This window comes from Azospirillum sp. SYSU D00513, from assembly GCF_017356015.1.
Classification (GTDB): domain Bacteria; phylum Pseudomonadota; class Alphaproteobacteria; order Azospirillales; family Azospirillaceae; genus Azospirillum.
Genome location: NZ_JAFIQV010000013.1, coordinates 28,658 through 54,483, shown reverse-complemented (window position 1 = coordinate 54,483; position 25,826 = coordinate 28,658). Strand labels below are relative to the sequence as shown.

The window sequence follows — 25,826 nt, the reverse complement described above, 5'->3', positions numbered from 1 at the left end:
CCTGCGGACGGGTGTCCCAGGGCTTTGGTCCGACCGGAAACGGTCGTCTTATCCTCACCACCGGACCTGGGGGAATGAAGCGCCGAAAGGCTCGCATCCCCGGTCCGGCAAGCGTTGACGTTGTGTCCGGCCGGGTAGGCCGGAGACGTGTCAGCGCGGCAGCATCGCGAACTCGTTGTCGTTGCGGACGCGCAGCTTGGTCGCGTCGGCGAAGGCCGCGTAGGTCGGGGTGGCGATCAGGCGGGCATGCAGCGGACGGGCGACGGCGGCCGGAGCGACGGTCGAGGCGGTCTGAACCGGCTTCACCGCGACGAGGCGCGACGCGTCGGAGAAGGCAGCATAGGTCGGGGCGGCGATCAGGCGGGCGTGCAGCGGGCGGGCGACCGTGGTCTCACCGGCGAGGGCGGGAGCCTGCACGGCGATCAGCGCGGCGGCGGCAACGAGGATGGCGATGTTCTTACGCATGATTCAAACCCTTCGAAAAAATGACCGGAGAAGCTACCGGACGAGCCGCTCTCGATCCTAGAAAGGCGCTCCGGATCAAAGACCCAGGCTGCTCTTTCCAACGATCCATCAAGGAGCGTGAAGACAACATAGCAAGTATTTCGCAGAGCACAAAAGACAAAAGGCGTTTCAAAACGGTGAATATTTGTTGATAGGCCGCTATAATCAGCCGTTCGAACATGTTGAGCGTTTGGCTAAAAAGCAACCTTTTGGTGTTTTCGTTCACTGATAGCTGATTCTGTGAAACATAAAGCAATAAATTAGCTCATTTCCGATCCTGCATCGAGGCAATAAGTTTCTTATCTCCGTAATCTGCAAGGAATCCCTTGCCGAAACGGAAAGCATTTTTTGATCTGGATCATTATCTCGACACACGAACGGTGGCGATCACAACTTGTTTGCGCTGCAAACATCTTTGCACGCTCCATGGCTCGAAAATCCGCAGAAAACTGCCCTTCCGCCGGAATGTTGGGCGGCCCGCCAACGAAACGATGGGAGAGGCGCTCCGCTGAAGGAAGTAAAACCAATAATAAATATGTCTGTTATTGAGCGTGCATACGGGAAGAGGCTGCGAAGCTGTCGGTCCGCATTCTTATGCGTGCCAAGGCTGCGACCGCAAAGGGCTGTCCTCCACGCCAGGCTGTTCTTGCCCGCGTGCCGTCAATGACCCTGCGGGAAATGGTGATAGCCCCCGGACAGCGGTTCGCCGCATGCCCTGCCAGTTGCGAGGCGGAACGGTCGGGTGGGCCAAGGAGTGGCCGCGCAACCCCGCGCGGCGAGGGGGCAACGTGCACCGGAGGCCACCGCCCCGGTGCACGTTGGAAGTGGCTACATGATGGAGCCGGCCGGATGGGCCCGGATCAGTCCATCTTTTCCAGCTCGTCCACGAAGCCCCGGATGACGCCCAGGCCCTTCTGCCAGAAGGCCGGGTCGGAGGCGTCCAGCCCGAAGGGGGCCAGCAGATCCTGGTGGCGCAGCGTGCCGCCGGCCGACAGCATCTTCAGGTATTTCTCCGCGAAGCCCTGCTCTGCGTCCTGGTAGACCGCGTAGAGCGAGTTCACCAGGCAATCGCCGAAGGCGTAGGCGTAGACGTAGAAGGGCGAATGGATGAAGTGCGGGATGTAGGACCAGTAGTTCCGGTAGCCCTCGTCGAAGCGCAGCGCCGGACCCAGGCTTTCCGTCTGCACCGACATCCAGATCTCGCCCAGACGCTCCGGCGTCAGTTCGCTTTCACGGCGCTCGGTGTGGACGCGGCGCTCGAAATCGAAAAAGGCGATCTGACGGACCACCGTGTTCAGCATGTCCTCGACCTTGGTCGCCAGCATGATCTTGCGGCGCTTCGGATCGGTCTCCGCCGCCAGCAGCGAGCGGAAGGTCAGCATCTCGCCGAACACCGACGCCGTTTCCGCCAGCGTCAGCGGCGTGTCGGACATCAGGTGGCCCTGGCTGCCGGCGAGGATCTGGTGCACGCCGTGCCCCAACTCATGCGCCAGCGTCATGACGTCGCGCGTCTTGCCCTGGTAGTTCACCAGAAGATAGGGGTGAACGCTCGGCACGGTGGGGTGCGCGAAGGCGCCCGGCGCCTTGCCCGGGCGCACCGGCGCGTCGATCCAGGCGTTGTCGAAGAAGCGCTTGCCGATGCTCGCCAGCTCCGGGGAGAAGCGGCCGTAGGCGCTCAGCACGATGTCGCGCGCCTCGTCCCAGCGGATGCTGCGGTCGGCGTCGTTCGGCAGGGGGGCGTTGCGATCCCAGTAATCCAGATGCTCCTGGCCGAACCACTTCGCCTTCATCGCGTAATAGCGGTGCGACAGATCCGGATAGGCGGACTTCACCGCCGTCACCAGCGCGTCCACCACCTCGTCCTCGACGCGGTTGGACAGGTTGCGGGCCGAGGTGGGCGTCGGGTAGTTGCGCCACTTGTCCTCGATCTCCTTGTCCTTGGCGAGCGTGTTGGTGACCAGCGCGAAGAGGCGGATGTTGTCGCCCATCACCTTGCCGACGACCTGGCCCGCTTCCTTGCGCACCGCCGGGTCGCGGTCGGACAGCTTGTTCAGTGCCTCGGCGCAGGACAGCTCCTTGCCGCCGATGGTGAAGCGCAGGGTCGCAATGGTCTCGTCGAACAGGCGGTTCCAGGCGGCGCGCCCGGCCACGTACTTCTCGTGCAGCAGCTTCTCCATCTCGTCGGAGAGCTGATGCTCGCGATAGAGCCGCACGTCGCGCAGCCACGGGCCGTAATGCGCCAGCTCCGGCGAGGCGGACAGCTTGGCCTGGAGCGCCTGCTCCTCCAGCCGGTTGATCTCCAGCGTGAAGAAGATCAGGTCGGTGGAGATGGCGCTGACCCGTTCCTGCATCGACTGGTAGAACTGCGCGATGGAGGCGTCGGTCATGTTGCCGTTGTAGACCAGGCCGGCGAAGGACATGATCCGCGACAGGACCTCGTCGATCCGCTCATATTCCCGGATCGCCTCGGCGAAACGGGCGCCCTCCAGTTCGGCGAGCTTGCCGGCGTAGGCCGCGGCGAAGGCCTTGGACGCCTCCTCCATCTTCGTGAGATCCGCCTTCAGCTCGGCCGAATCCATGCCGGGATAGAGGTCGCTCAGGTCCCAGCCGGGAAGGGTGCCCAGTTCAGGGCTTTCGGTGCTTGCCAGGGCGGCGCTGCGGGTCATGAACATCCTCCGTTGATCGTCAGGAGGATATAAGCGCGCCGGGCGCCCCGGAAAAGATTGGAACGCGGCCTCAGCCGCCGGACGCGTCCTGGGCCTCGATGTCCTGGACGCGCCGGATCGCCGCCTCCACGCATTGCAGGTGCAGCTTCTTGCGGGCAAGCTGGCGGGTGCGCCGCTCTTCCAGGTCGGCGGAGGGCATCGCCTCGATCCCGCAGCCGCGCCAGCCGTTGGCGTCCAGCGCGCGCGCCACCTCGGCATAACCGAAATAGCCCTTGTCCGGCTGCGGCCAGGGCGCCTTGAAATCCGCGCGGCGCAGCAGGAAGCGGTTCGACTGGCTGGAGCCGCCGACGTTGGTGAGGCGCGCGACGATCAGCCTCTCGCCGTTCGGATGAACAACGGACAGGATGGGGCGGATTCCGGCGATGGGACGGTCGGGCGACATGGCGCATGCATAGCGTCCGGACCGGCACAACGCCAGAGACAAGGGCGGGGCTTTCAAACCTGCGAAGGCGTCTTCACCGCCCGGATTCCATGTTAGGCTCTGCGATGCGCGGAACCGGGAGGTACGGTCATGAACAAGGCGATCCTGAAACAGGCTCCCCTCTATGACGTGGACCGGCTAGCCTGGCTGGAAAACCAGGCGGCGCTTGCGCGTGCCGGCCGGTCCGGCGCGCTCGATCTGGAGAACTTGGCGGAAGAGCTGGACGTCATGGTGCGGAGCGAGCGGCGGGAACTGCGCAACCGGCTGGTCGTCCTGCTTGTCCATCTCCTCAAGCACGAGTTCCAGCCCGCCATGAGATCGGGAAGCTGGAGGGGCAGCATCGTCGAGCAGCGCCGCCGAATCCGCGACACGATCGAGGAGAGTCCAAGCCTGCGCCGCTGGTTCGCCGACCTCGCCGCCGATCCGGCCGTTTACACCGATGCGGTCGAACAGGCAGCTGCCGAAACGGGCCTTCCGCCAAACGCCTTTCCGCAGATCTGCCCCTATGGCGCGGAATCCATCATGGATCCGTCCTTCTGGCCGGGTGCCTGAACGCGTCCTCCCGTGGCATCCCCTTCGACCATCGTCGATTTGCGCGGACGGTTTGTTGGGCGCACAATGGGCGTCCGCCGCGCGCCTTGTCAAAGGGCGGGCAGCCGGGAGGAAACGCACCAAACCCAATAAGAAAAAGGCGCCGCCATGACCCGCAACGACAGCCCGCTCTACGATCCGCTCTACGCCCGTTCCCTGTCCGACCCGGAGGGCTTTTGGGCGGAGGCGGCCGAAGCGGTCAGCTGGATCAAGCGCTGGGACGAGGTGCTGGACGACAGCCGGGCGCCCTTCTACCGCTGGTTCACGGGCGGGGTGCTGAACAGCTGTTACAACGCGGTGGACCGCCATGTGGAAGGCGGGCGCGGCGATCAGGCCGCCATCATCCACGACAGCCCCGTGACGGGCAGCGTGACGACCCTGACCTACCGTGAGCTTCTGGACCAGGTGTCCCGCCTCGCGGGCGCCCTGCGCGCGCGCGGGGTTGAGAAGGGCGACCGCGTCATCCTCTACATGCCCATGATCCCGCAGGCGGTCATCGCCATGCTGGCCTGTGCGCGGCTCGGCGCCGTTCATTCCGTCGTGTTCGGCGGCTTCGCCCCGAACGAGCTGGCGACGCGCATCGACGATGCGAAGCCCAAGGTCATCGTGACGGCCTCCTGCGGGATCGAGCCGACGCGCACCGTGGCCTACAAGCCGATGCTCGACGCGGCCATCGAAGCGGCGGCGAACAAGCCGGACAGCGTGATCGTCTTCCAGCGGCCGCAGGCCGTGGCGGAGATGCGGGCGGGCCGGGACCTGGACTGGGTGGAGGCCATGGCCTCGGCCGAACCGGCGGAGTGCGTTCCGGTCGCCGCGACCGACCCGCTCTATATTCTCTATACGTCCGGCACCACCGGCCAGCCGAAGGGCGTGGTGCGCGACAACGGCGGCCACGCCGTGGCACTGATGTGGACGATGCGGAACCTCTACGACGTGAAGCCGGGGGAGGTGTTCTGGACCGCCTCGGACGTCGGCTGGGTGGTCGGCCACTCCTACATCGTCTACGCGCCGCTGATGAACGGCAGCACGACGGTCGTCTATGAGGGCAAGCCCGTCGGCACGCCCGACGCCGGCGCCTTCTGGCGCGTCATCCAGCAGCACAAGGTCTGCACCTTCTTCACGGCCCCGACAGCCTTCCGCGCCATCAAGCGCGAGGATCCCGAGGCGGCGCTGCTGAAGCGGCACGACCTGTCAGGCCTGCGCGCGCTGTTCCTGGCGGGCGAGCGGTCCGACCCCGACACGGTGCGCTGGGCGGAGGACAATCTCGGCGTGCCGGTTGTCGATCACTGGTGGCAGACCGAAACCGGCTGGCCGATTTCCGGCAACCCGCTGGGCATCCAGCAATTCCCGATCAAGCACGGCTCCGCGACGCGCCCGATGCCCGGCTGGGACGTCCGCGTGCTGGACGCCGAACAGAGGGAGGTGCCGCGCGGCGACATCGGGTCCATCTGCATCCGGCTGCCGCTGCCGCCCGGCGCGCTGCCGACCCTTTGGAACGCCGACGACCGTTTCCGGAAGGCCTACCTGTCCGACTTCCCGGGCTTCTACCAGACGGGCGACGCCGGTTTCATCGACGAGGACGGCTACGTCCACATCATGGCCCGGACCGACGACATCATCAACGTGGCGGGTCATCGCCTCTCCACCGGCGCGATGGAGGAGATCCTGGCCTCCCACAAGGACGTGGCCGAATGCGCGGTCATCGGCGTGGCGGACTCCCTGAAGGGGCAGGTGCCCTTGGGGCTTCTCTGCCTCAAGGCCGGCGTCTCGCGCCCGCGCGAGGAGATCGTGCGGGAGGTGGTGGCGCTGGTCCGCGACCGTATCGGCCCCGTCGCGGACTTCAAGCGCGCCGTCGTGGTCGAGCGGCTGCCGAAGACCCGGTCGGGCAAGATTCTTCGCGGCACGATGCAGAAGATCGCCGACGCGCAGGACTACCGCATGCCCGCGACCATCGACGATCCGGCCATCCTGCCGGAGATCGCCGAGGCGCTCCGCACGCTCGGCTACGCGAAGGACCAGCCGGCGGCCTTCTGATCCGCCCGGACGAGGAGGGCGTCGTGGGTGTGATATCCCCCATGGGTGGTCACACCGATGCGCCTTCCCGCGCCGCAGCATCCGCACTTAACTTACAGTCTTGCATTCCGATCGAGAGACCTCATGGACGAGCTGCTCCGCGCGCCCAATATCCGCCGCCTTGCCGCAGCACTGCTCATTGCCGCAGCTTGTTTCGCCTTCTGGGCGGCGCTCCAGCCGAAATTGACGCCGCCCAGCGCCTATCACGCCGACAAGATCGTCCACATCCTGGCCTTCGCCGTCCTGGGCGGCCTCGCGGCCCTGGCAAGGACCAGCCGCCGATGGCTCCTCCTGGCCGTGCTCGCGCTCACGGGCCTCGGCGCTCTCATCGAGATCGGCCAGTCCATGGTGCCGGGACGCTCAGCCAGCCTCAACGATCTCCTTGGCGACATAATCGGCATCGGGGTGGGTGTAGCCGCCGTGGAAGTGATGCTGCCCTTCTTGTCGAAACTGGTCCGCAACTGACCGGGAAAGGACGGCTTTCCAGGGCCTCCAGTGTCTCTGTTGCGCCCGCATTCAAGGCCCCGCCGCTTTTCTGCCGAAATTTTGCTGCATCGGCATCAAACTCTGGAATAAAGGATCGGCGTGGCGCGTTCATCCAGGCAAGACCAGGCCTTGAAGGCTTGTCCTGGGAAGCGACGCTGCGTGTTCCTACCTGTAGATGGCCCACGGGTTTCGTGGAGCATCGAACCGATCGGGTGCGCGGTTGAGCAATTTCGGGGTCGAGCTGGAAGTCCACATTGCGTCGTTGCGCCGCTATGCGCGGGCATTGCTGCGCAACCGCACGGACGCCGAGGACCTGGTGCAGGAAGCGTTGACGCGCGCGGTGGCGCGTGCCGACAGCTTCAAGGCGGGGACGAACCTGCGGGCGTGGCTTTTCACCATCCTGCACAACGTCCACGTCAATCAGGTCCGCTCCAAGGCCGCGCGGCCCGACGAAGTCGATGTCGACTCGGTCGAGTCGCGGCTGGTGACCCCGGCACGGCAGGAGGAGCGCGTCGAGGCTCGCGAGATGATGCGCGCCATCGACGATCTGCCCGAGGAGCAGCGGAAGGTCCTGCTGCTCGTCGCGCTGGAGGGCCTGAAATACGACGAGGTCGCCGAGCTGCTCGGCGTGCCGATCGGGACCGTCATGTCGCGCCTGTCACGGGCGCGCGAGGCGGTCAGGGCGAAGCTGGCGAACGAGGGTTCGACAACCCTCAGGCGGGTGAAATGATGAACGCGCGACGGGTGACGGAAGACGAACTGCACGCCTATGTGGACGGGCAACTGGATGGCGACCGGCGTCTCGCGGTGGAGCGATGGCTGGCCGACGACCCCGACGCGCTGCGGCGCGTGGAGGATTACCGCGCCCAGACCGTTCTGCTGCACGAGGTGTTCGACTCCGTCCTCCGCGAACCGCTGAGCGATCCGTCCCAGGACCTGACCGACAAGCTGAAGGGCCGGCTGGCCTTCAACGACAACCGCCCGGTCTGGCACGCGCGTCCCTGGGTGCGCATGGCCGCCGCCGTGGCGCTGGTCGTCGCCGGTGCGACGGGCGGCTATTTCGGGCGGGGTGCGCCCGCCCCCGTGAACGTCGCCCAGCAGCAGCAGGCGGTGCCGCCGCAACAGCAGCAGAACCTGAAGGCCTTCGCCGAGGAAGCAACCCAGGCCCACCGCTTCTACACATCCGACGAGCGCTTCCAGGTCGAGATGGGGGCGGACAACCAGAACGAGCTGAACAACTGGCTGTCCCAGCGCGTCGGCCGCGACGTGTTCGGCCCGGACCTGTCGCGCGTCGGGTACCGTCTGATCGGCGGCCGATCCATGCCGATCAACCGCGGGGCCGGCGCCCAGTACATGTACGCCAACGACCAGAACAAGCGCATCACCCTGTTCGTGGCGCCGCAGTCCGGCCAGGAAACCAGCTTCAGCTTTGCCCAGAACGGCGACGTGGCGACCTTCTATTGGGTGGAGGGCTCGCTCGCCTACGCGCTGATCGGCCGCCTCTCGAAGGAGGAACTGCTTCAGGTCTCGCAGGCGGTCTACAACGACGTCCGCTCGCGCCCCAACCCGCCGCCGGCCCCGCCCCAGGTCCAACCGCCGGCACCTCAGCAGCAACAGCCGCCGGCCCCGCCGCAAGGGCAGCCGCCGCAGCAGCCTGGGCAGCCCGAGCCGCACAGGGACCAGCGGACGCAGGGCCAGCCGCCGGAGCAGAATGGCGTGCAGCCGGTCAGCGACACGCATCCTGGCAAAGGGAGCTGACATCCTCCGCCCGGCCGGATCGCGGGCGGACCAGGATCGAGGAGTTTTCGTATGGAAGAAGGCCATGCACCCCGATGGAGGTGCATGGCCTTCGTTGCTTCAGGCGCTGTTTCGCCGTTTCTCCCGGGAGGCGGCGAAACCGCACCTTCAACCCGGCATCGCGCTCAGTAGCCGGGGGGACAGGCGGCGTCGGACCCGGTGGGCGCCGCATTCGGCGTGGCGGGAATGATGACGTACCCGGTTTGCAGCGCGGCCAACGAACCGGTCACCGTCGTCACGTTCGTGCCGAGCGCGGCGTTCGGGTTGTTGCACATCCAGCTGTTGCTGGCGTTCGGCGGCGCCGACTTGGTCATGAAGTAGAAGACGCTGCAGCCCGCCGGCAGGGTGACGGTGGTGGGCAGGGTGGACGCCCAGTAGCCGCCGGCTCCGTTGCCATAATAATTGTCGGCCTTGAAAAGCGGATTGCCGTTCGTGTCGGTGATCACGATGGCGTTTTCCACGCCCTCGACCGAGGAGCCCAACGCCACGTTCGGAACGGCATTGGCGAAGCAGAGGGTCACATTGGCGGCCTGTGCGCCCGTGCTCATGACGGACATGGCGGCACCAGCGACCGCGGAAAGAATGAGCGCTTTAATCCCGAATTTCATCCCGGCACCTTTCAAGCGTTGAAGTTGCTGATCTGCAAGGTCGTATTACTCTAGATATATGAAAAATAGGTAAGCAAGCCAAAGCGCTGGTGCAAATGCGTCGCGCTGCCGATGTGTGCGGGAGGGAGGCGCCGCGCGTCAACGCGCATGCCGCACTGAGGCCGGCCTCAGCCGCCATAAGCTTGCCACAGGAACATGTTCTCCTTTGTTCCACACGGGGAGAACGCCGGAGGTGCTATCGTTCCGTGGTGCCGCGGGAAAGGTGGAGCCTCCTTGAAAGTGCTTTGGATCAGCCTCATGCTGCTGGCCCTGCTGCTTGCCGGGCCGGCTTTCGTCATTGCCTCGGGCACGGTGGCGCTCGGCGTCCACTGGTCCACCGCCGACCGCAGCCCCGCCGGGCTGGCTCCCGATCCGGCGACCACGCCGGAGGCCGTGGTGCAGGTCTACGCGGCGCGCGCCCTGTCCTGGCGCGGCGCGTTCGGCGTGCATCCCTGGTTCGCCGTGAAGCCGGCGGGTGCCTCCTCCTACACCGTCCATGAGGTCATCGGCTGGCGGGTCTACCGCGGCATGCCGGGTGTGGTCACCAGCGGCCGCGATCCCGACGGGCGCTGGTTCGGATCCATGCCGGACCTGCTGGCCGAACTGCGCGGGCCTGCGGCGGAGGCGGCGATCCCCAAGATCGAGGCAGCCGTCCGCAGCTATCCCTACGCCGGGGAATACCGGATCTGGCCCGGCCCCAACAGCAACACCTTCGCCGCTTGGGTCGGCCGCGCCGTGCCGGAACTGCGGCTCGACCTGCCTTCGACCGCGCTGGGCAAGGATTATCTCGGCAGCGGCCTGATCGCACGGGCGCCGAGCGGCACGGGCTGGCAGATCAGCCTGTTCGGGCTGGCCGGACTGCTCCTGGCGAAGGAGGAGGGGATCGAGGTGAACCTGCTCGGCATGACCTTCGGCGTCGACCTCCTAGACCTCGCCGTCAAGCTGCCGGGGATCGGCCGGTTCGGCGTGCGGACGGCCGCCACGGTGGAGCCGTCCGTCACGCCGCCGGGCTGATCCGCCGCGGCGGCCGTCCTCCTCAGCCGCCGGCCTCGTCCGCAACATCCTCGGCGGCGGTCTGGCCGGTGCCCGAGGGTCCGAGCGACGGGCTGCCGCGCTTCAGGCCCCGGCGGACCATCGCTTCCCAGGCTTCCTCGGCCGTGTCCACGATCTCGAACAGGTTCAGGTCCTCCGGGCTGATCATCCCGTGGTCGGCCAGCGCGCGGAAATTCACCACCTCGTTCCAGTACTGGCTGCCGACCAGCACGATGGGCAGAGGCGAGGCCTTGTTGGTGTTGCGCAGGTTCAGGATCTCGAACGCCTCGTCGAAGGTGCCGAATCCGCCGGGGAACACCGCGAGGCCATTCGCCCGCATGGCCAGATGCATCTTCCGGATCGCGAAATAGTGGAAGCGGAAGGTGAGGTCCGGGGTGCTGTAGGGGTTCGGATACTGTTCGTGCGGCAGGCTGATGTTGAAGCCGATGCTCGGCGCGCCCGCCTCGTTGGCGCCACGGTTCGCGGCCTCCATCAGGCCCGGCCCGCCGCCGGTGGCGATGACGTTGTCGCGCTTGCCGTCGATTGACGGCGCCAGCGCGCCGCCGCGCTCCGACACGATGCGGCCGAAGCGACGCGCCTCCTCGTACCAGGAGACCTGGCCGGCGCGCAGCTCGGCGCGCTTCTTCTCCTCCGGGGTGCGAGCCTCGGCCAGCATCTTCTCCGCCATCTCCGGCGAGGGCACGCGGGCGCTGCCGAAGGCCACGATGGTGGAGCGCACGCCCCAGGCCTTCAGATATTCCTCCGGCTTGCTGTATTCGAGCATGAAGCGCACGCCGCGCATCGACTCGCTGAGGAGAAATTCGCTGTCCTCGAAGGCGAGTGAATAGCTCTTCGATTCATGGTTTGGCGTGCGGCTGAACATGTCCTGCTCCTGATCGATGGCGGGACCGGACCGTTTCGGCTCCAGCCCCGTTTCAAAATGTAGCAGCTTGATAACCGGGTTGCGCGCTATACCCTCGGACTAGACCGCGGGGTACCGCGACGCGAGGCTTTGCTCCAGCCTCGCCGAACCGCATAGTTCCAGCCATCGCGCCCCCGGGCCGGGCGCGGAGAAACGGGCGGCCGGTCGGAGCAGCCGCGGCCCAGTCGCAGAACGAGGAAGCGGAACCGACATGCAGAGCCACGAAGACGTCTTCGACGGGCCGGAGACGCGGCAGCCGACCATCCTGGCGGTCTACAACCAGAAGGGCGGCGTCGGAAAGACGACCACCTCGGTCAATCTCGCGATCGGCCTGGCCGCGCTCGGCAAGAAGGTCGTCCTCATCGATTTCGACCCGCAGAGCAGTGCCACCAGCAATTTCCTCCTGAAGGAAAAGGCCGAGGTCGGGATCCACGACCTGCTGAACCAGGACGCCTTCGTGGAGGACGCGGTGACGCCGACCGCCTTCGACGGGCTGTCCATGATCATCGGCGCGCGAAAGCTCTATTCCCTGGAGCACGCGCTGGACAACCGTGGCGGCTCGCAGCGGGGGCTGCGCCGGGCGCTGCACTTCTCGCGCAACCCGCCGGATTACATCGTCATCGACTGCCCGCCGGCGCTGGGCCATCTCGCGGCCGGCGCGCTCGCGGCGGCCGACCGGCTGGTGCTGCCGGTTTTCCCCGGCCGCTACGCGCTGGACGGGCTGAAGCGGACCCTGTCCGTCGTCGAGCACATCCAGAACGGCATGAACCCCGCGCTGGACGTCGCCGGCGTCCTGATGCTGTCGGTGACCAACGACGAGATCGGGCGGGAATCGCTGACGCAGCTGCGGGCGGAATGCCCGGAACTGCTGTTCCGCACCGCCATCGCCTACGACATCGACGTGGTGAAGGCGACCTACCGCCGCATGCCGGCGATGATCTTCAACCCGGAAGGCAAGACCACCACCCGCTTCCTGGCCCTGGCATCGGAGGTCGTCGCCGGTCGCGGCAAGGTCGCGTCGGACGCCGAACTGGCGAAGGCGCAGGACCGCATCCGCCAATGGCACGCGGACAACGACGCGTCCTACAGCGGCACCGAGCGGGCGCGCGGAAACGTGGATTCGGACGACGGCCCCGGCGGCACGGCCGGGCAGGGCGGCCGGAGCCGGGGCGCCGTCATCGCCGCCGGGCTGGTCGGGCTGGTCGCGGGATTCCTCCTGGGCGCCTTCGCCGGGGCTCCGCTCCTGGGCTCCGTCCTCGCGCAGGGCGGTCCCTGATCAGGCCAGCCGCCAAGCCCTGAGCCGCTCGTAATAGGGGCGGGCGGCATCGGCGACCCGCGCCAGATCGCCGGGCAGGGGCGGGGATGGCGGGGGCAGGGCGCCGAACCCGGTCGAGGCCTCCACCGATCTGTACCAGTGCGGCGCCCACACGCCGTCCGTCGCGCGCCGCCCCGCCGGCCAGCTCAGCATGGCGGTCGTGAAGGGCACGCCCAGCGCGGCGCAGAGACGGTCCAGCGCCGCCTCCGGATCGGCCAGCACGTCGCGCGCCTCGATGACCGGCGGCGCGCTGCCGAGCCGGTCGGCGACCCGGTCGAACAGCTCCGCCTGGCGGACCACCCCGATGTCCTCGAGCGTGACGGAGCCGCGCCGCTGGATGTAGGAGGCGACCACCTCCGCCGGATCGCGGATCAGGAAGGCGCTGCGCACCCCGTTCAGCCACTCCAACCCGATCTCCGGCAGCATGTGGTGGGTCATGTGCTTCTGGTAGAAGACGGCCCGCCCGCCCGGCACCGGCTCCTCCGTCAGCGACGCCGCCACGGCGCGCCAGTCCGTCGGTTGGCTCGCCAGCACCTCCTCCCGTCCGGGATGGTCGAGCCCCGTCGCCGCGAGGTAGCAGGCGTAGAAGGGCTCGTCCACCACCGCCGTGTCGGGCCGGTTCTCCCAGGCCCGCATCATGGCGGTCGAGATGTTGCGCGGGCCGGACCACATGGCGATGCGAATCGGGGCGACGCGAATCGGGGCAATACGCACCGGGGCGGGGTTGGTCGATTCGGACATGAAGGCTTCCTGCCTGCGTTGTTCGTGGCTGCGCCTCAGTGTTCACCGGACGAAGCCGGATTGCCAAGCGGCTCGTCCGCCGGAGCCATGTCCCGACCTTGACCGCCCCCGAGGCGAATTTGTAGCATGCTAATTGATGCACAGGGAGGCCGCCTCGGCGATGACGAATTCCAATGAACGACAGGCGGCCGACGTCATCGGCATCCTTCTGCACGAGACGGCCCACAGCTGGCGGATCGCGCTCGACAAGCGCCTGCGGCCGCTCGGGCTCAGCCAGGCGAAATGGCGGGCGCTGATGATCCTCGGCCGGGCGGAGGAGAACATCACCCAGCGTGACCTCGCCGAACGGCTGGGGGTCGAGGGGCCGACGCTCGTGCGGCTGCTCGACCGGCTGGAGGCGGATGACTGGGTCGAACGGCGCGCCTGCACCGACGACCGCCGCAGCAAGCGCATCCATCTGCGCCCGCGCGCCCGCGACCTGCTGAAGCAGATCGAAACGATCGCCGCCGACCTGCGGCGCGAACTTCTGTCGGATCTGAAATCGGAGGAGGTGGAGGCGCTCGCCGACATGCTGACGCGGATCCGTGGCAGGGCGGAGGACCGGACTTGAGCCCTGCCGAGCCGAAGGCACGGGACGAGGCGGGCAGGGACGGGCAGGGCACACCCGGCACCGGGGCGGACGCCCAGGTCGCCCGGCTCTTCGAACGTCACGGTCCCCGCTACAAGTGGCTGGCGACGCTGACGGTCATTCTCGGCACCCTGTCCATGGCCATGACGTCCACCATCGTGAACGTCGCCTTTCCGGACATCATGCGCGGCTTCGGCGTCGGTCATGATCAGACGCAGTGGCTGGCGACCGGCTTCCTGGCCGCCATGGCCTCGGCGATGCTCGTGAACGCCTGGGCGGTGAACGCCTTCGGGCCGCGCGCCACCTACACCGGCGCGATGGCCGTCTTTCTGGTTGCCTCGGTCGTCGGCGGCCTGAGCCCGGTGTTCGAACTGCTGGTCGCCGCCCGCGTGCTGCAGGGCGCCATGGCCGGGATCGTTCAGCCGTTGGGCATGGTCATCCTCTACGAGGTCTTTCCGCCCGCCGAACGCGGCCGCGGCATGGGCATCTACGGGCTCGGAGTGGTGCTCGGTCCGGCGGTCGGCCCGGTCATCGGCGGCATGCTGGTGGATGCCTATTCCTGGCGGGCCATTTTCCTGATGATCCCTTTGCCGGCTCTGGCGGCATTGGCGCTGGCGTGGGTTTTCCTGCGCGGGCGAGACCGGAGCCAGCCGCGTCCGCGCCTCGACTTCGCAGGATTGCTGATGCTCGCGGCGTCCGTCACCACGATGCTGTGGAGCCTTGCGAACGGCGAAAGGCGCGGCTGGGACGACGGGCTGATCCTCGCGGGGCTGCTGGGTGCTGCGGCGCTTGCCGTGGCGTTCCTGTTCTGGGAAGCGATGGCGCGGCAGCCCTTGCTGAACCTGCGGATCTTCCGCTGCAAGGGATTCGGCAGCGCCTTCCTCATCTCCATGAGCATCGGGGCCGGGCTTTTCGGATCGACCTATCTTCTGCCGGTCTTCGTCCAGCATGAACATGGCCTAACGGCGTCGGCCGCCGGGCTCATGCTGATGCCGGCCGGGCTGGCGATGGCGGCGACCTTTCCGGTCGCGGGGCTGCTGACCGACCGACTGGCGCCGACCACCGTGCTGGCCTCGGGCACGCTGCTGTGCCTGCTGTCCGGTGGGTTGCTGGCCTGGGAGGTCGCGGCCGGCGCCGGCATCACGGCGCTGGTCGTCTGGACGCTGGTCGGCCGTGTCGGGCTTGGGCTGATGATGACGCCCACGACGGCCGGCGCGCTGCGCCTGCTGGAACGCCCGCTGGTTCCGCAGGGCTCTGGTGCCATCAACTTCGCGCGCCAATTCGGCGGTGCCGCCGGGGTGAATCTGCTGGCAATCCTGGTGGCGCGCGGCGAGGATCAGGCCGGCGTGACCGGCCATGGCGCGTATGAGACCGCCTTCTGGGTTCTGGCCGTGCTGTTCGCCGTCGCATTGGTGCCTTTGTGGCGGCTGCACCGGAGCGGCCGGGTGGACAGGCCAACTGGGGCCGGGTGACCACGCGACCCCAGCTTAAGCCGAACTTGAAATCATCCTAGGGCGCGCTGCGGAAAACGCGCGTGCTTTTGTGATGCAATTTTTAATAAAACGTACACTGCAATGACTTTTCTTTCCGATTTGCACGCGCATATAGAAATTATCTACATTTTTTCAATACAGCGTGATAACCCTCAAGCAACCATCCGACGGTTTATATTCAAGAGAAGCGCGCATGCGTACTGGTCTTCCATTATGCGGAGGTACAATCTCAATCATAACATTAAACTTCCTCACATCATGCTCGTACAAGTATGACATGTGGTATATATAGCTTCCTCGAATTTTCTCTCTGATTAGCTCCTTTAAGGCGTCGTCGCTGAGCAAATTGATTCCTGAAAGTGCAGATGCAGAAGCGTTGTGATTGCGGATATATTCAGCCTTAGCGGCGGCGAGTTCAATCTTAAAATCATCAATAGGAACGGGATGCAGCTCAATAGAGTTTAGCGACATAAATGTATCTATGTCTGCGCCCCGGAGAATCGGTCTTTCAATTTTGTATGAAAGAAGCGTTCCATATAATTCGTCTCGAATACTGCGGCAGACATATCCATTCTCCTCAAAAGCCCAGCCCTTAGTATTGTAATCTACATCATCATATGAGTCGTTTTCACATCCCTGAATTATAATCTTACCATGTTTGATGAAGGCGTCTGGCAGCATGAATGATAGCAAATGCTTAAACTTCGAACCATAGGTCATGTCGGCCATGCCAATGTATGGCCTATAATTTCTTAGGTTATTGTCAAATTTACTTACCATTGCGTCCGTCAAATTGTTTATATAAACAATGAAATACTGGTTGACGTAATGCGCTGTAGTGCTGCGCACCAAATTAACGGCTTCTTCCATAGCATCAAGAAGAACGGCTTTGCTAAGACCATCAAGGGGTAAATAATCTCCAGCCAGCACACTATGCTTGCTGCCTTTATCAAAAAGCGGGATCACTTCATTAAAAATTTCCCAGCCATACCAGCCGTTATTGTGCTCAGTATCAAAAACAAGAGCGATTTCTCGCCGATGTGTCTGCGGCTCTAGAGTGGACCGAAGATCGGAATAGTTGATACCCTTTCGCGTAAGAGCTTCCTCAACTTCAGATCGAAGCCATTGAATATAAGAGAGCATGCTAATTGTGTTGCCAGACACCACTTCGCTGGCAACCTCTAGCTGAATATTGCCACGGGAATTCAGTGTATGAATGGGGCGAATATCGAACTTTATAACATCATTGTGTGCGCTGCTCATGGAGTCGCCCTCGTTCGTGCACGACAATATGCATGGATTGAGAATACCAAACTCGCAACCGATCCTGGAACTGGTGATTCGGGGAGGGTTTAAAGACGCGGCGTCAAGCGACTCCTTCGCCGGACCTGAACATGGTCAACGGGCCATCTGACAGACTTAGGGTAAGCCCGTCAGCAACATGGCTTAAATGTCCAGAGTGGTTGGGTATTGGACGTTCCTGACATGGGCGATGTACCCACAGGTTTTTCCATAATCCATCTTATATGATTTTCATTGCGCGTGAGCGGAGCGAAGGGTTCTACCCCTTTCGGTTGATCTGGCCTATGCTGCCGGCAGGTTTTGACGAGTGACTGATTGCGATGGATTTCTCGCCGTCCCTGTTTGGCTGGCATGCTCCCGAACTGCCGCTTGGCGCGGGCGTGGCCGTGGCGCTCTGGCTGGTCTGGCGCTGCTGGCGGCGCACTCCCTTTCCGGGCCGGGCCAGCTTCATCGGCATGCAGCTTGCCGCCGTCTGGTGGACCTCCGCCGCCGCCGTCGAGAATCATGTGATCAGCCCGGAGGCCAAGCTTTTCTGGGCGAAGATGGCCTGGATCGGCATCGCCTCCGCGCCCGGCCTCTGGGCCATGTTCGTCTGGTCCTACACGCAAGGCGGCGCCCGGCGCGGCTGGTTTCATGCGCTGGCCGTCTTCGCGCTGGTGAGCTGGGCCGTCGGGCTGACCAACGACGCCCATCACCTCATGTATCTGAGCGCGGTTCCTGCGACGGCCGATGCTGGCGCGCCGCTGGTCTACGAGCATGGCGCCTATTTCTACATGGCGACCACCGCCATCTACGTGCAGATGATGGCGAGCCTCGTCATCGTCATCATGGCGGTCACCCGGGCGCCGGCGGCCTACCGCAGCCATTATCTCGGCTTCCTCGCGGCGATGCTGATCCCCTGGATGGCGAACGCCGGCTATCTGACCGGCACGTTGACCCTGTTCGGCTTCGATGGAACGCCTTTCGCGCTGATCGTCATGGGATGCGTCTTTCACTGGCTGGTCCAGCGACGCAGGCTCTTCGAGCTGGTGCCGGTCGCGCGGGGCCTGTTGCTCGACGTGTCGCCGGACCCGGTCCTCGGGGCATGATCGTGGAGGCGAATCCGGCCGCGCGCGATCTCGTCGGCGATGCCGCCTCGCCGGTCGGCCAGCCGCTCGGCGCCCTGCCCTACCTGGAACGTGCCCTCGCTCCCCTGCTCGCCCGTGCCGGCAATGGCACCGGGGCCTTGGCCGATGACATCGTCGTCGGTTCGCCGGAACGGCATTACGAGGTCCGGCGCGTTCCGCTTGCGCTTGGCGCCCGCGCGGCCGGGCAACTCCTGCTGTTCCGCGACATCACCAACCGGAAACTGGCGGAGGAGCGGCTGGAGGCGAGCGTCTCCGCCCTGGCCGCCGCCCGCGAACGCGCGGAATCCCTGCTGGCCGCGGAGCAGTCCGCGCGGCGGGAGCTGAACCAGTTCCTGTCCATGGCCGCGCACGAGTTCAAGACGCCGCTGGCCGTGATCGACAGCGCGGCACAGATGCTGCTGTTCAAGGCGGAAAAGACAGCCCCGGACTTCCTGCCCCGGCTGGAGACGATCCGGCAGGCCGTGCGGCGGCAGGTCGCGGTCATCGAGACCTGCCTGGCCGACGAGCGTCTGAACGACGAAGGGCTGCGCCTCCGCGAGGAGCCGGTGGCCCTGTCGGATCTGCTGGAGAACGCCGCAGCCTTCCATCGCCTGCACGCCCCGGACCATGACATCGTCCTGACCTCCGATCCGGGGCCGCCCCCGGCCCTGGTCGGCGATCCGGCGCTGCTCGCGATGGCCTTGGACAACCTGTTGAGCAACGCCGTCAAATACTCGCCCGCAGGGACGACCGTGGCGGTTCATTGCGGCTACGGCGCGGACGGGGTTCAGATCACGGTCCGCGATTCCGGCGTGGGGATCGCCGAGGATGAGATCGGGCGGATCTTCGACCGCTATTTCCGGGCCTCCAACGCCGGTACGGCATCGGGCAGTGGTGTCGGGCTGAACGTGGTCCGGCGGATCGCGCGGCTGCACGGGGGCGATGTCCGGGTGACCAGCACGCTCGGGCTGGGCAGCAGCTTCACGCTGCTGCTGCCCGCCGTCCTCGCCGAGGCGGCGTGAACGCGTAGCCGCCCACGGGATCAGAGATGCGGTGCCGGCAGCTCGATGCCGTCCCAGAAACCGCAGTTCGCCTCGGCCGGACCCTGCCCCGCGGTCGCCGACGCCGCGCCGATGGTCAGCAGCGTGTCGGCGCCCGCCGCGACGGCCGGCCAGGAGGGAGCGCCCGCGCCGTTCGGGTTTCCAGCCCTCGCCAGGTTGGTCCAGGAGGCGAGCATGAGGCGCTGGATCGCGAGGTCGTCCGCCGTCGGCTGGTACTTGCCCTTCCAGGCGTAGAAGAAGGGGTGCTCGATCGTGTGGTTGATGCCCGCAGCCTTGAAGGCCGGGTCGTTTTCAAGCGTGTGGGCGAACAGGTAGCGGAAGACCGGCTTCGTCTGGGCGTCCGCGATGGCGCGCGCCACGCGGCGGCTGGTGCAGGTGAAGAGGGCGTCGGTGGTCGCCTGCACAAGCGCGCGGCGCGGGCTCCCGTAGCGGGTCGCGGGATAGCGGGCGAGCACGGCGCCGCGCGCCTTCGAACCGAAAATCCTTTCCACGGCGGCGGCGTAGCCGGCCTCGTCGGTCACCGGCCCGGCGGCATCGACGAACTGCATGGTTTCTTCGGCGCTGTTTCCGATGATGACCGGCACGTGCGCGCCGGCGCGGATGCGGCTGATCGGCTGCTGGGGGAAGACATGGCCGTCCACGTTCGGGCCATAGATCCGGGGGAAAACGCCGAAGGTGCCAGGCACGGCGTTCACCACCTCCGCCATGCTCTTGCCGCGCAGGCAGGCGGCCACGTCGCTCCCGCCCTCGCAGGCCAGCGCCGAGACGACCCGATTTCCGGTGCGGGCCTCGGCCTCGGCCAGGGTCGGGAGTTCACAGCCTGTCGGAACGCTGCTCTGCATCGACGCGGAGGCGAACAGCCCCTTGGCGGCCGGAGCCGTCATCAGGGCGCAGATGTTGGCGCCGCCGGCCGAGGTGCCGAAGACGGTGACCCGCTCGGGATCGCCGCCGAAGGCCGCGATGTTGCGCCGGACCCAGCCGAGCAGCGCGATCTGATCGAGGCTGCCGTAATTGCCGGACACCGTCTCCGTGCGCTCTGCGTCGAGCGCCGGGTGCGCCAGGAAGCCCAGCGCGCCGAGCCGGTAGTTGAAGCTGACGAAGACCACGCCGCGCGCTGCCATTGCCTCGCCGTCATAGGTGACTCCGCCATACTGGGCGGTCCCTTGCCCGGACAGCGAATGGTTGCCGCCGCCGGTGAACCAGACCATGACCGGACGCTTCGCCGCCTGCCCTGCCCCTTGCGCCGCCGGCGTGTCCTGGGGCTTCCAGACATTCACGGTCAGGCAGTCTTCCGACCCGACGACCTCCTTCCCGGACAGCTGCGGACAGGACGGGCCGGTCTTCGACCCGTCGCGCACGCCGCTCCAGGCCTCCGCCGGCCGCGGAGGCCGCCAGCGCAGATCGCCGACGGGGGGCTTGGCGTAGGGAATGCCCTTGAAGGCCAGCGTGGCGCCTTCGGCGACGCCGCGCACGGCGCCCGTTTCGGTGCAGGCCACGGCGGCATCGGCCGAGCCGCAGGCTGTGGCCGCCTCCGCCGCCTGCGCCGCGCCGGGCTGCGCCGACAGCAGCGCCGGCACGGTCGCCAGGAGTGACAAGGTCAAGGACAAGGCAAGGCGCGGCATGGCTCGTTTCTCTCCCAGAATGATGACCTCCATTGTGGTAGAGGCCGCGCGGCTCAACCAATCAGGATCATCGGCATAGGACGGCAGTGGCGCGGAGAGCGCTTCCGCCGGCCGGGAGGGCTATGCCCTGCCGCACGTCCGCATGCGAGCGGATGCCGATCAGGCGGAATGGGCGTCCGCGAGAACCCCGCGAAGCACCGCCGCCGAGATCGGCTTGTGCAGGATCAGGTGTCCGCTGCTCTGGGCTTCGGCGATTCGCTCGGGCGCCGTGTCCCCGGTTAGGATGACCCCGCGAAGCCCCGGGCCATAGGTTTCCTGCAGCCGGCGCACCGCGTCGATGCCGCTCTTTCCGTTCTCCAGCCGGTAATCGGCAATCACCAGCGTGGGAGGTTCCGGCGTGGCGGAGAGCCTCGACAGCGCGGCGTCCCCGGAATCCGCCATCAGCACGCGCCAGCCGTAGGATTCAATCAGGAATCCGAGGCTCTCACGCACCAGCGCCTCGTCGTCGATCACGACGGCAAATCCGCGTTCATGCGACGGGGACCCCTCCGCTTCGGCGCAAGGCTGCACCGGTGCCGTGGCGACCAGCGGCAGCTCGACCGAGAAGCAGGAGCCCTTCCCCACCGCCGAGGTCACGCGCACCGGGTGTCGGAGGAGGTGCGACAGCCGCCGCACGATGGCGAGCCCGAGCCCAAGGCCCTTCTCCCGCTCGCGGCCGGCGTTCCCGACCTGATAGAATTCCTGGAAGATGTCGTCGAGCTGGTCCTGCGGGATGCCGATGCCGGTGTCCAGGATCTGGAGCCGGACCGCGCCGCCCGACCGGCGGCAGCCGATCAGGATCCCGCCGGACTGCGTGTAGCGCAACGCGTTCTCCAGCAGGTTGCGCAGCATGCGCTCCAGCAGGGCGGGATCGGTGCGGACCGACAGCGTGCAGGGAACGACCCGCACCGCGATTCCGCTTTCCGCCCCGCGCAGGTTGTACTCCCCCTCCAGCCGGCTCAGCAGGTCGGACAGGCGGACCGTCTGGAACTCCGCCTGGATGACGCCCGCCTCCAGCTTGGAGATGTCGAGAAGGCTGTCCAGCAGGTGCCGCAAGGCTTCGAGAGCGGTTTCCATGTGCCCGAGCAGGGGCTTCGCGTCCTCCCGCCCGGCCATTTTCCCGCCCAGCGCGGAGGTCAGCAGCATCAGTGACTGCACGGGCTGGCGCAGGTCGTGGCTGGCGGCGGCGAGAAAACGGGTCTTGGCCGCGTTCGCGCGCTCGGCCTCGTTGCGCGCCCGCTCCATGGCGGACCGCGCGGCGTCCGCCCGCTCGGCAAGGTCGCGCTGTGCCGCGATTTCCAGGGCGGAGCGCTCTTCCAGTTCGTGACGCGCGGCGCTCAGCTCGTCGAGCATGTGGTTGAACGCGTTGGCGAGACGCGCGACCTCGTCCCGCCCGCGCACGGCGGCGCGCTGGCCCCTGTAGCCGTCGCGGACGATGGTGCTGGACAGTTCCTCCAGGTCGCGCAGGGAACGGGTGAGATAGCGCCCGGCCAGCCGGCTGCCCGCGACCGCCACCAGCCCGATCGCCAGCAGCCCGGCGGCGATATAAAGCGGCAGCATCCAGCGGAACAGACCGGCGGTGGGGGTTGGCGGCGCGGTCATGCGCAGCGCGAGCTTCAGCGGCACCAAGACGTTGGAGACCTGAAGCGGAATTTCGACCACGATGCGGCCGTCATCGGAGGGGACCTGTTCCGTGCCGTAGACGGCGTGGACGATGCGGGCGTCCCCGTAGGGCACCAGTGCGTCCAGCGGAACCTTGTAGAGGACGGCGCCCTCCGGCGATTCAGTCCGGTCGTAGACCAGCATTTCGGCGGCGATCAGGGACAGGATGCCGTTGTCCGAAACGACGGCGGCGGCAGCGCTTCCCCGCGCGATCGCCGCGCGCAGCCAGGCCATGTCCTGGCCGGTGATTCCGGGCTCGCCGTTCGTGGCGATCACCTCCCCCTCGAAGTCCGTGAAGGTGATCGAAACCGGAATTCCGGAGATCGAGCGGTAGCTGTTCAGGAAGGGGACGAGGTAGGTTTCGCGTCCGGACGAATCCACCAGGGCCGTCGCCAGAACCCCATTCTGGGACAGCCGCGCCATCGTGTCCGTGATCACGGCGAGGAGCCCGTTGGTCTGGTTGGCCAGCGTGGTGGCGCTCGCCTGGAGCGATGCCTCGTACTGCTCCAGAAGCTGGTGGCGGGTCAGGGCGTAGAAGCCGCCGCCGAGGATCGAGACCAGCCCCACCGACAACAGGACCGACATCAGGGCGAACCGGCGCGCGAGGCTGCCGCGGGCCCATCCCGCGAGGCTCCGCCGTTCCGGCTCCGTGCGCAAGGCCAGGCCTTTACTCGGCGGGGACAAGGACGCCCTGCCGGTCGAAGCGGGCCATCAGCAACTCCTCCGGCCCGAGCGCCTCGTGCCGGTCCGGCGTGAAGGGGCGTTCGAAGTTCTTCACGAGGCCGCGGTAGTTCTCCACCTTTTCGAGCGCGTCGCGCACCGTCGCCCGGTCGGTCGTCCCGGCCAGATCGATGGCGCGCGCCAGAATGTGCGTCAGGTCGTAGGCGTGGGCGAAGCCGACGGGCGAGATGATGTCCTCCACCCGCCTGATCCCGAAGAGCCGTTCGGTGACCCCGAGGACGCGGTCCACCATCGCCTTGTCCGCCTTGAAGAAGCTGAAGGTCTGGATGACCGTGAAATCCACCTCCCGCAGCGCCTCTCCGGCCTGGCCGACGAAGTCGCCGCCGGTCACGCCCCAATGGCTGATCAGCGGAAGGCGCCGTTCCCTGGGCAGTGCCGCCAGTTCGCGGACGAGCACCGCCGCCTCGTCGTCGTTGGCGACCATGATGATCGCCTCGGCGCCCGCCCGTTCCAGCATCTCGTACTTGTCGATCAGCGATTTGTCGCGCCAGTTGTACCAAGCGGTCGCGACGACCGGCGGCTCGCCGCCGGCATCGAGATGGCGTTCCGCCGAGGCGAGATTGCTTCGCCCCCAGGCGGTGTTCGTCAGCAGCAACCCCACCTTCCGCGCACCCCGCTTGCGGGCGTACTCGAACATCTTGGGCATGGCGAGGCTGTCGCGCAGGGACAGCCGGAACGAATAGTTGGGCACCATGCCGTTGTCGACGATCGCGTCGGCGGAAGACCAGGGGGCCAGGAACAGCGTCTTGGTTTCCTTGAGGATCGGAAGCTCCTCGATCACCACCGGGCTGAAACGGCCGCCGAAGACCGCGACGAGATCGGGGATTACGGCGAATTCCTTGATGTTCTTGATGCCACGCGCGGCGATGGAGCGGTGTTCCTTCTTCACCAGCGCCAGGGGCCGTCCGCCGAGCACGCCGCCCGCCGTGTTGATCTCGTCCAGGGCGGCGAGGATTCCGCGCTCGATCGACTCCGCCGAGGTGCTGTTCCTGAGGCCGAACTCCCCGTCCAGCCCAATGTAGACAGGTTTCGTCTCCGCCCGGACGGTGGAAACGGCAAGCGACAAGAGCAGAACCGATAATAACGTGCCTAAAATTTTCCGCATTCTTGTGCCTAACGCGTCGGGAAACAGGGCTGCCGGGATGAGTTCCTTGTCTTCGTCCGTCCTTGTATCGCAGCTATCCACCCGCGCGTGTACCAGCCTTTCGGATGGGAGGTAAGCTAATCGGATAGGCATATGCCGATGGGTGCCACCACTCCGCTCGCGTTCGCATGGGCGAACCCGACAAAAAAGCTCCGCCGGGCGGCATCGCCCGGCGGAGCTTCGCGTCCATCACCCATGTTGGCCTGGAGAAGGATGCCGCATTATTCGGCGGGCACCGCCTCGCGGGCCGCCACGGTCAGGCCGAGGCGCTTCGCGATGCCTTCGCCGTAGGCCGCGTCGGCGGCCAGGAAGTGGCGGAGCTGCCGCTGCTGGATGTCTTCCGGCGCTTGGCCGAGGGAACCGGCGATGTTGTCCATCAGCCGCTCCTGGGCCTCGGCACCGACCAGCCGGAACAGCGCGCCGGCCTGGGAGTAATCGTCGTTGCCCTGCCGGTGATCGTAACGCGCGGCGTCGCCGGTGATTCGCAGCGGCGGTTCGGCCCTGGCGGGCTGCTGGGCGGGACCGCCGAAGCTGTTCGGCTCGTAGTTCGGGCGCCCGCCGCCATTGCCGTCGAAGCGCATGGCGCCGTCGCGCTGGTAGTTCTCCGCGCTGGTGGCGTGGGGGCGGTTCACCGGCAGGAGGCCGTAGTTGCCGCCCAGCCGGTAGCGGTGCGCGTCGGCATAGGCGAAGAGACGGCCCTGGAGCATCTTGTCCGGGCTGAAGGAGATCCCGGGAACGACGCTCGCCGGGCTGAAGGCGGCCTGCTCGACCTCGGCGAAGTAGTTCTCCGGGTTCCGGTTCAGCACAAGCTCGCCGATCTCGACCAGCGGGTAGTCGGCGTGCGGCCAAACCTTGGTGATGTCGAACGGGTTCACGTGATAGCCGTCGGCCTCCAGCTCCGGCATGATCTGCACGGAGACGGTCCAGGCCGGGAAGTCGCCGTCCTCGATGGAGGCGAACAGGTCGCGGGTGGCGTGGTCCGGATCGATGCCGGCCATGGCGGTCGCCTGCTCCGCCGTGAAGTTCTGGATGCCCTGGCGGGTCTTGAAGTGGTACTTGACCCAGAAGCGCTCGCCCGCCGCGTTGATCCAGGAGAAGGTGTGACTGGAGAAGCCGTCCATGTGGCGGTAGCTGCGCGGCGTCCCGCGGTCGCTGAACAGGATGGTCAGCTGGTGCAAGGTTTCCGGCGACAGGGAGAAGAAGTCCCAGACCGCGGTCGGATCCTTCAGGTTGGTCGCCGGGTTGCGCTTTTGCGTGTGGATGAAGTCCGGGAACTTCAGCGGGTCACGGACGAAGAAGACCGGCGTGTTGTTGCCGACGATGTCGTAGTTGCCCTCTTCCGTGTAGAACTTCACGGCGAAGCCGCGCGGGTCGCGCTCGGCGTCGGCTGACCCCTTCTCGCCACCGACGGTGGAGAAGCGCAGGAACACCTCCGTCTCCTTGCCGGCCGCGGACAGGAAGCCGGCCGTCGTGTAGGGGGTGACGTCGGCCGTGACGCGGAAGACGCCGTAGGCTCCGGCGCCCTTGGCATGCACGACCCGCTCCGGAATGCGTTCCCGGTTGAAATGGGCGAGCTTCTCGATCAGATGGAAGTCCTGCATCAGCACCGGCCCGCGCGGCCCTGCCGTGAGGGAGTTCTGGTTGTCGCCGACGGGGATGCCGAAGGTGGTGGTCAGGGTGCTCATCGAACGTTTCCTTATGGTTCAGGCCGTGCTTGACCCTGGTTATCGCCTCAGATTTGCGATACATCCAATTCATTGATCGTACAGCTTC

At 66.3% G+C, this 25,826-nt stretch carries 22 protein-coding genes; 11 read left to right on the top strand and 11 right to left on the bottom strand.

Going from position 1 to position 25,826, the window contains the following annotated elements; translation table 11 throughout:
- Positions 1-150: 150 nt before the first annotated feature.
- The 3 genes from JUB11_RS11940 to JUB11_RS11930 all read right to left on the bottom strand — a co-directional run bounded on the left by JUB11_RS11940 (position 151) and on the right by JUB11_RS11930 (position 3,612).
- Entirely contained in the window at positions 151-465 is a 315-nt protein-coding gene (locus JUB11_RS11940; RefSeq protein WP_207458768.1) for a hypothetical protein, read from the bottom strand.
- An 899-nt stretch (positions 466-1,364) separates the two neighbouring features.
- Positions 1,365-3,170, bottom strand: coding sequence for a M3 family oligoendopeptidase (locus JUB11_RS11935; protein WP_207458767.1), 1,806 nt, complete (start codon positions 3,168-3,170; stop codon positions 1,365-1,367).
- A 70-nt stretch (positions 3,171-3,240) separates the two neighbouring features.
- Positions 3,241-3,612, bottom strand: a complete 372-nt coding sequence (locus JUB11_RS11930; RefSeq protein ID WP_207458766.1) for a hypothetical protein — start codon at positions 3,610-3,612, stop codon at positions 3,241-3,243.
- Between the two features lie 129 nt (positions 3,613-3,741).
- Here JUB11_RS11930 and JUB11_RS11925 point away from each other — a divergent pair, with 129 nt between their 5' ends.
- From JUB11_RS11925 to JUB11_RS11905, 5 genes are all read left to right on the top strand, one after another.
- Positions 3,742-4,203 (top strand): DUF29 domain-containing protein, encoded by a 462-nt coding sequence (locus JUB11_RS11925; RefSeq protein ID WP_207458765.1) that lies wholly within the window; start codon positions 3,742-3,744, stop codon positions 4,201-4,203.
- Between the two features lie 147 nt (positions 4,204-4,350).
- Positions 4,351-6,276, top strand: a complete 1,926-nt coding sequence (locus tag JUB11_RS11920) for a propionyl-CoA synthetase (protein ID WP_207458764.1) — start codon at positions 4,351-4,353, stop codon at positions 6,274-6,276.
- Between the two features lie 123 nt (positions 6,277-6,399).
- On the top strand, positions 6,400-6,780 hold the full coding sequence (locus JUB11_RS11915; protein ID WP_207458763.1) for a VanZ family protein: 381 nt from the start codon (positions 6,400-6,402) through the stop codon (positions 6,778-6,780).
- A 241-nt stretch (positions 6,781-7,021) separates the two neighbouring features.
- Entirely contained in the window at positions 7,022-7,531 is a 510-nt protein-coding gene (locus tag JUB11_RS11910) for a sigma-70 family RNA polymerase sigma factor (protein ID WP_207458762.1), read from the top strand.
- Positions 7,528-8,559, top strand: coding sequence for an anti-sigma factor (locus tag JUB11_RS11905; protein ID WP_247887000.1), 1,032 nt, complete (start codon positions 7,528-7,530; stop codon positions 8,557-8,559). The genes JUB11_RS11910 and JUB11_RS11905 overlap by 4 nt, the downstream gene beginning before the upstream one ends.
- Positions 8,560-8,723: 164 nt before the next feature.
- On the opposite strand, the gene JUB11_RS11900 is transcribed toward JUB11_RS11905, so the two are convergent.
- On the bottom strand, positions 8,724-9,206 hold the full coding sequence (locus JUB11_RS11900) for a hypothetical protein (RefSeq protein WP_207458761.1): 483 nt from the start codon (positions 9,204-9,206) through the stop codon (positions 8,724-8,726).
- Between the two features lie 279 nt (positions 9,207-9,485).
- Between JUB11_RS11900 and JUB11_RS11895 the strand changes: the two genes are divergently transcribed.
- The gene (locus JUB11_RS11895) at positions 9,486-10,259 is read left to right on the top strand and encodes a DUF3750 domain-containing protein (RefSeq protein WP_348771418.1); all 774 of its coding nucleotides are present in this window, start codon (positions 9,486-9,488) and stop codon (positions 10,257-10,259) included.
- Positions 10,260-10,281: 22 nt separating this feature from the next.
- Here JUB11_RS11895 and JUB11_RS11890 read toward each other — a convergent pair whose 3' ends face one another.
- On the bottom strand, positions 10,282-11,160 hold the full coding sequence (locus JUB11_RS11890; protein WP_207458759.1) for an LOG family protein: 879 nt from the start codon (positions 11,158-11,160) through the stop codon (positions 10,282-10,284).
- Positions 11,161-11,410: 250 nt separating this feature from the next.
- Here JUB11_RS11890 and JUB11_RS11885 point away from each other — a divergent pair, with 250 nt between their 5' ends.
- The gene (locus JUB11_RS11885; RefSeq protein WP_207458758.1) at positions 11,411-12,475 is read left to right on the top strand and encodes an AAA family ATPase; all 1,065 of its coding nucleotides are present in this window, start codon (positions 11,411-11,413) and stop codon (positions 12,473-12,475) included.
- Here the strand turns inward: JUB11_RS11885 and JUB11_RS11880 are convergent, their stop codons facing one another.
- Entirely contained in the window at positions 12,476-13,255 is a 780-nt protein-coding gene (locus JUB11_RS11880; RefSeq protein WP_207458757.1) for a hypothetical protein, read from the bottom strand.
- A gap of 160 nt (positions 13,256-13,415) precedes the next feature.
- Between JUB11_RS11880 and JUB11_RS11875 the strand changes: the two genes are divergently transcribed.
- The gene (locus tag JUB11_RS11875; RefSeq protein WP_207458756.1) at positions 13,416-13,865 is read left to right on the top strand and encodes a MarR family transcriptional regulator; all 450 of its coding nucleotides are present in this window, start codon (positions 13,416-13,418) and stop codon (positions 13,863-13,865) included.
- Complete coding sequence (locus JUB11_RS11870; RefSeq protein ID WP_207458755.1) at positions 13,862-15,355, top strand: DHA2 family efflux MFS transporter permease subunit; 1,494 nt, start codon at positions 13,862-13,864, stop codon at positions 15,353-15,355. Before JUB11_RS11875 ends, JUB11_RS11870 begins: the two co-directional genes overlap by 4 nt.
- Positions 15,356-15,508: 153 nt before the next feature.
- Here the strand turns inward: JUB11_RS11870 and JUB11_RS11865 are convergent, their stop codons facing one another.
- Entirely contained in the window at positions 15,509-16,639 is a 1,131-nt protein-coding gene (locus JUB11_RS11865) for a hypothetical protein (RefSeq protein WP_207458754.1), read from the bottom strand.
- A gap of 359 nt (positions 16,640-16,998) precedes the next feature.
- On the opposite strand from JUB11_RS11865, the gene JUB11_RS11860 reads away from it, so the two are divergent.
- Positions 16,999-17,766, top strand: coding sequence for a histidine kinase N-terminal 7TM domain-containing protein (locus JUB11_RS11860; RefSeq protein ID WP_207458753.1), 768 nt, complete (start codon positions 16,999-17,001; stop codon positions 17,764-17,766).
- Positions 17,763-18,806, top strand: coding sequence for a HAMP domain-containing sensor histidine kinase (locus tag JUB11_RS11855; protein WP_207458752.1), 1,044 nt, complete (start codon positions 17,763-17,765; stop codon positions 18,804-18,806). The genes JUB11_RS11860 and JUB11_RS11855 overlap by 4 nt, the downstream gene beginning before the upstream one ends.
- Before the next feature lie 20 nt (positions 18,807-18,826).
- On the opposite strand, the gene JUB11_RS11850 is transcribed toward JUB11_RS11855, so the two are convergent.
- From JUB11_RS11850 to JUB11_RS11835, 4 genes are all read right to left on the bottom strand, one after another.
- Positions 18,827-20,467 (bottom strand): carboxylesterase family protein, encoded by a 1,641-nt coding sequence (locus JUB11_RS11850; RefSeq protein WP_207458751.1) that lies wholly within the window; start codon positions 20,465-20,467, stop codon positions 18,827-18,829.
- A 159-nt stretch (positions 20,468-20,626) separates the two neighbouring features.
- Positions 20,627-22,753: an ATP-binding protein gene (locus JUB11_RS11845; protein ID WP_207458750.1), complete on the bottom strand. Its 2,127-nt coding sequence runs from the start codon at positions 22,751-22,753 to the stop codon at positions 20,627-20,629.
- An 82-nt stretch (positions 22,754-22,835) separates the two neighbouring features.
- Positions 22,836-23,975 (bottom strand): ABC transporter substrate-binding protein, encoded by a 1,140-nt coding sequence (locus JUB11_RS11840; protein ID WP_247886998.1) that lies wholly within the window; start codon positions 23,973-23,975, stop codon positions 22,836-22,838.
- A gap of 299 nt (positions 23,976-24,274) precedes the next feature.
- A complete protein-coding gene (locus tag JUB11_RS11835) occupies positions 24,275-25,738 on the bottom strand; it encodes a catalase (protein ID WP_207458748.1) in 1,464 nt (487 codons plus the stop codon).
- Between the last annotated feature and the right edge of the window lie 88 nt (positions 25,739-25,826).

Excerpts from the sequence above, each read along its gene's own strand:
- JUB11_RS11940 (WP_207458768.1), bottom strand. The coding sequence starts at position 465 with ATGCGTAAGAACATCGCCATCCTCGTTGCCGCCGCCGCGCTGATCGCC.
- JUB11_RS11935 (WP_207458767.1), bottom strand. The coding sequence starts at position 3,170 with ATGACCCGCAGCGCCGCCCTGGCAAGCACCGAAAGCCCTGAACTGGGC.
- JUB11_RS11930 (WP_207458766.1), bottom strand. The coding sequence starts at position 3,612 with ATGTCGCCCGACCGTCCCATCGCCGGAATCCGCCCCATCCTGTCCGTT.
- JUB11_RS11925 (WP_207458765.1), top strand. The coding sequence starts at position 3,742 with ATGAACAAGGCGATCCTGAAACAGGCTCCCCTCTATGACGTGGACCGG.
- JUB11_RS11920 (WP_207458764.1), top strand. The coding sequence starts at position 4,351 with ATGACCCGCAACGACAGCCCGCTCTACGATCCGCTCTACGCCCGTTCC.
- JUB11_RS11915 (WP_207458763.1), top strand. The coding sequence starts at position 6,400 with ATGGACGAGCTGCTCCGCGCGCCCAATATCCGCCGCCTTGCCGCAGCA.
- JUB11_RS11905 (WP_247887000.1), top strand. The coding sequence starts at position 7,528 with ATGATGAACGCGCGACGGGTGACGGAAGACGAACTGCACGCCTATGTG.
- JUB11_RS11900 (WP_207458761.1), bottom strand. The coding sequence starts at position 9,206 with ATGAAATTCGGGATTAAAGCGCTCATTCTTTCCGCGGTCGCTGGTGCC.
- JUB11_RS11890 (WP_207458759.1), bottom strand. The coding sequence starts at position 11,160 with ATGTTCAGCCGCACGCCAAACCATGAATCGAAGAGCTATTCACTCGCC.
- JUB11_RS11885 (WP_207458758.1), top strand. The coding sequence starts at position 11,411 with ATGCAGAGCCACGAAGACGTCTTCGACGGGCCGGAGACGCGGCAGCCG.
- JUB11_RS11880 (WP_207458757.1), bottom strand. The coding sequence starts at position 13,255 with ATGTCCGAATCGACCAACCCCGCCCCGGTGCGTATTGCCCCGATTCGC.
- JUB11_RS11875 (WP_207458756.1), top strand. The coding sequence starts at position 13,416 with ATGACGAATTCCAATGAACGACAGGCGGCCGACGTCATCGGCATCCTT.
- JUB11_RS11865 (WP_207458754.1), bottom strand. The coding sequence starts at position 16,639 with ATGAGCAGCGCACACAATGATGTTATAAAGTTCGATATTCGCCCCATT.
- JUB11_RS11860 (WP_207458753.1), top strand. The coding sequence starts at position 16,999 with ATGGATTTCTCGCCGTCCCTGTTTGGCTGGCATGCTCCCGAACTGCCG.
- JUB11_RS11855 (WP_207458752.1), top strand. The coding sequence starts at position 17,763 with ATGATCGTGGAGGCGAATCCGGCCGCGCGCGATCTCGTCGGCGATGCC.
- JUB11_RS11850 (WP_207458751.1), bottom strand. The coding sequence starts at position 20,467 with ATGCCGCGCCTTGCCTTGTCCTTGACCTTGTCACTCCTGGCGACCGTG.
- JUB11_RS11845 (WP_207458750.1), bottom strand. The coding sequence starts at position 22,753 with ATGTCGGTCCTGTTGTCGGTGGGGCTGGTCTCGATCCTCGGCGGCGGC.
- JUB11_RS11835 (WP_207458748.1), bottom strand. The coding sequence starts at position 25,738 with ATGAGCACCCTGACCACCACCTTCGGCATCCCCGTCGGCGACAACCAG.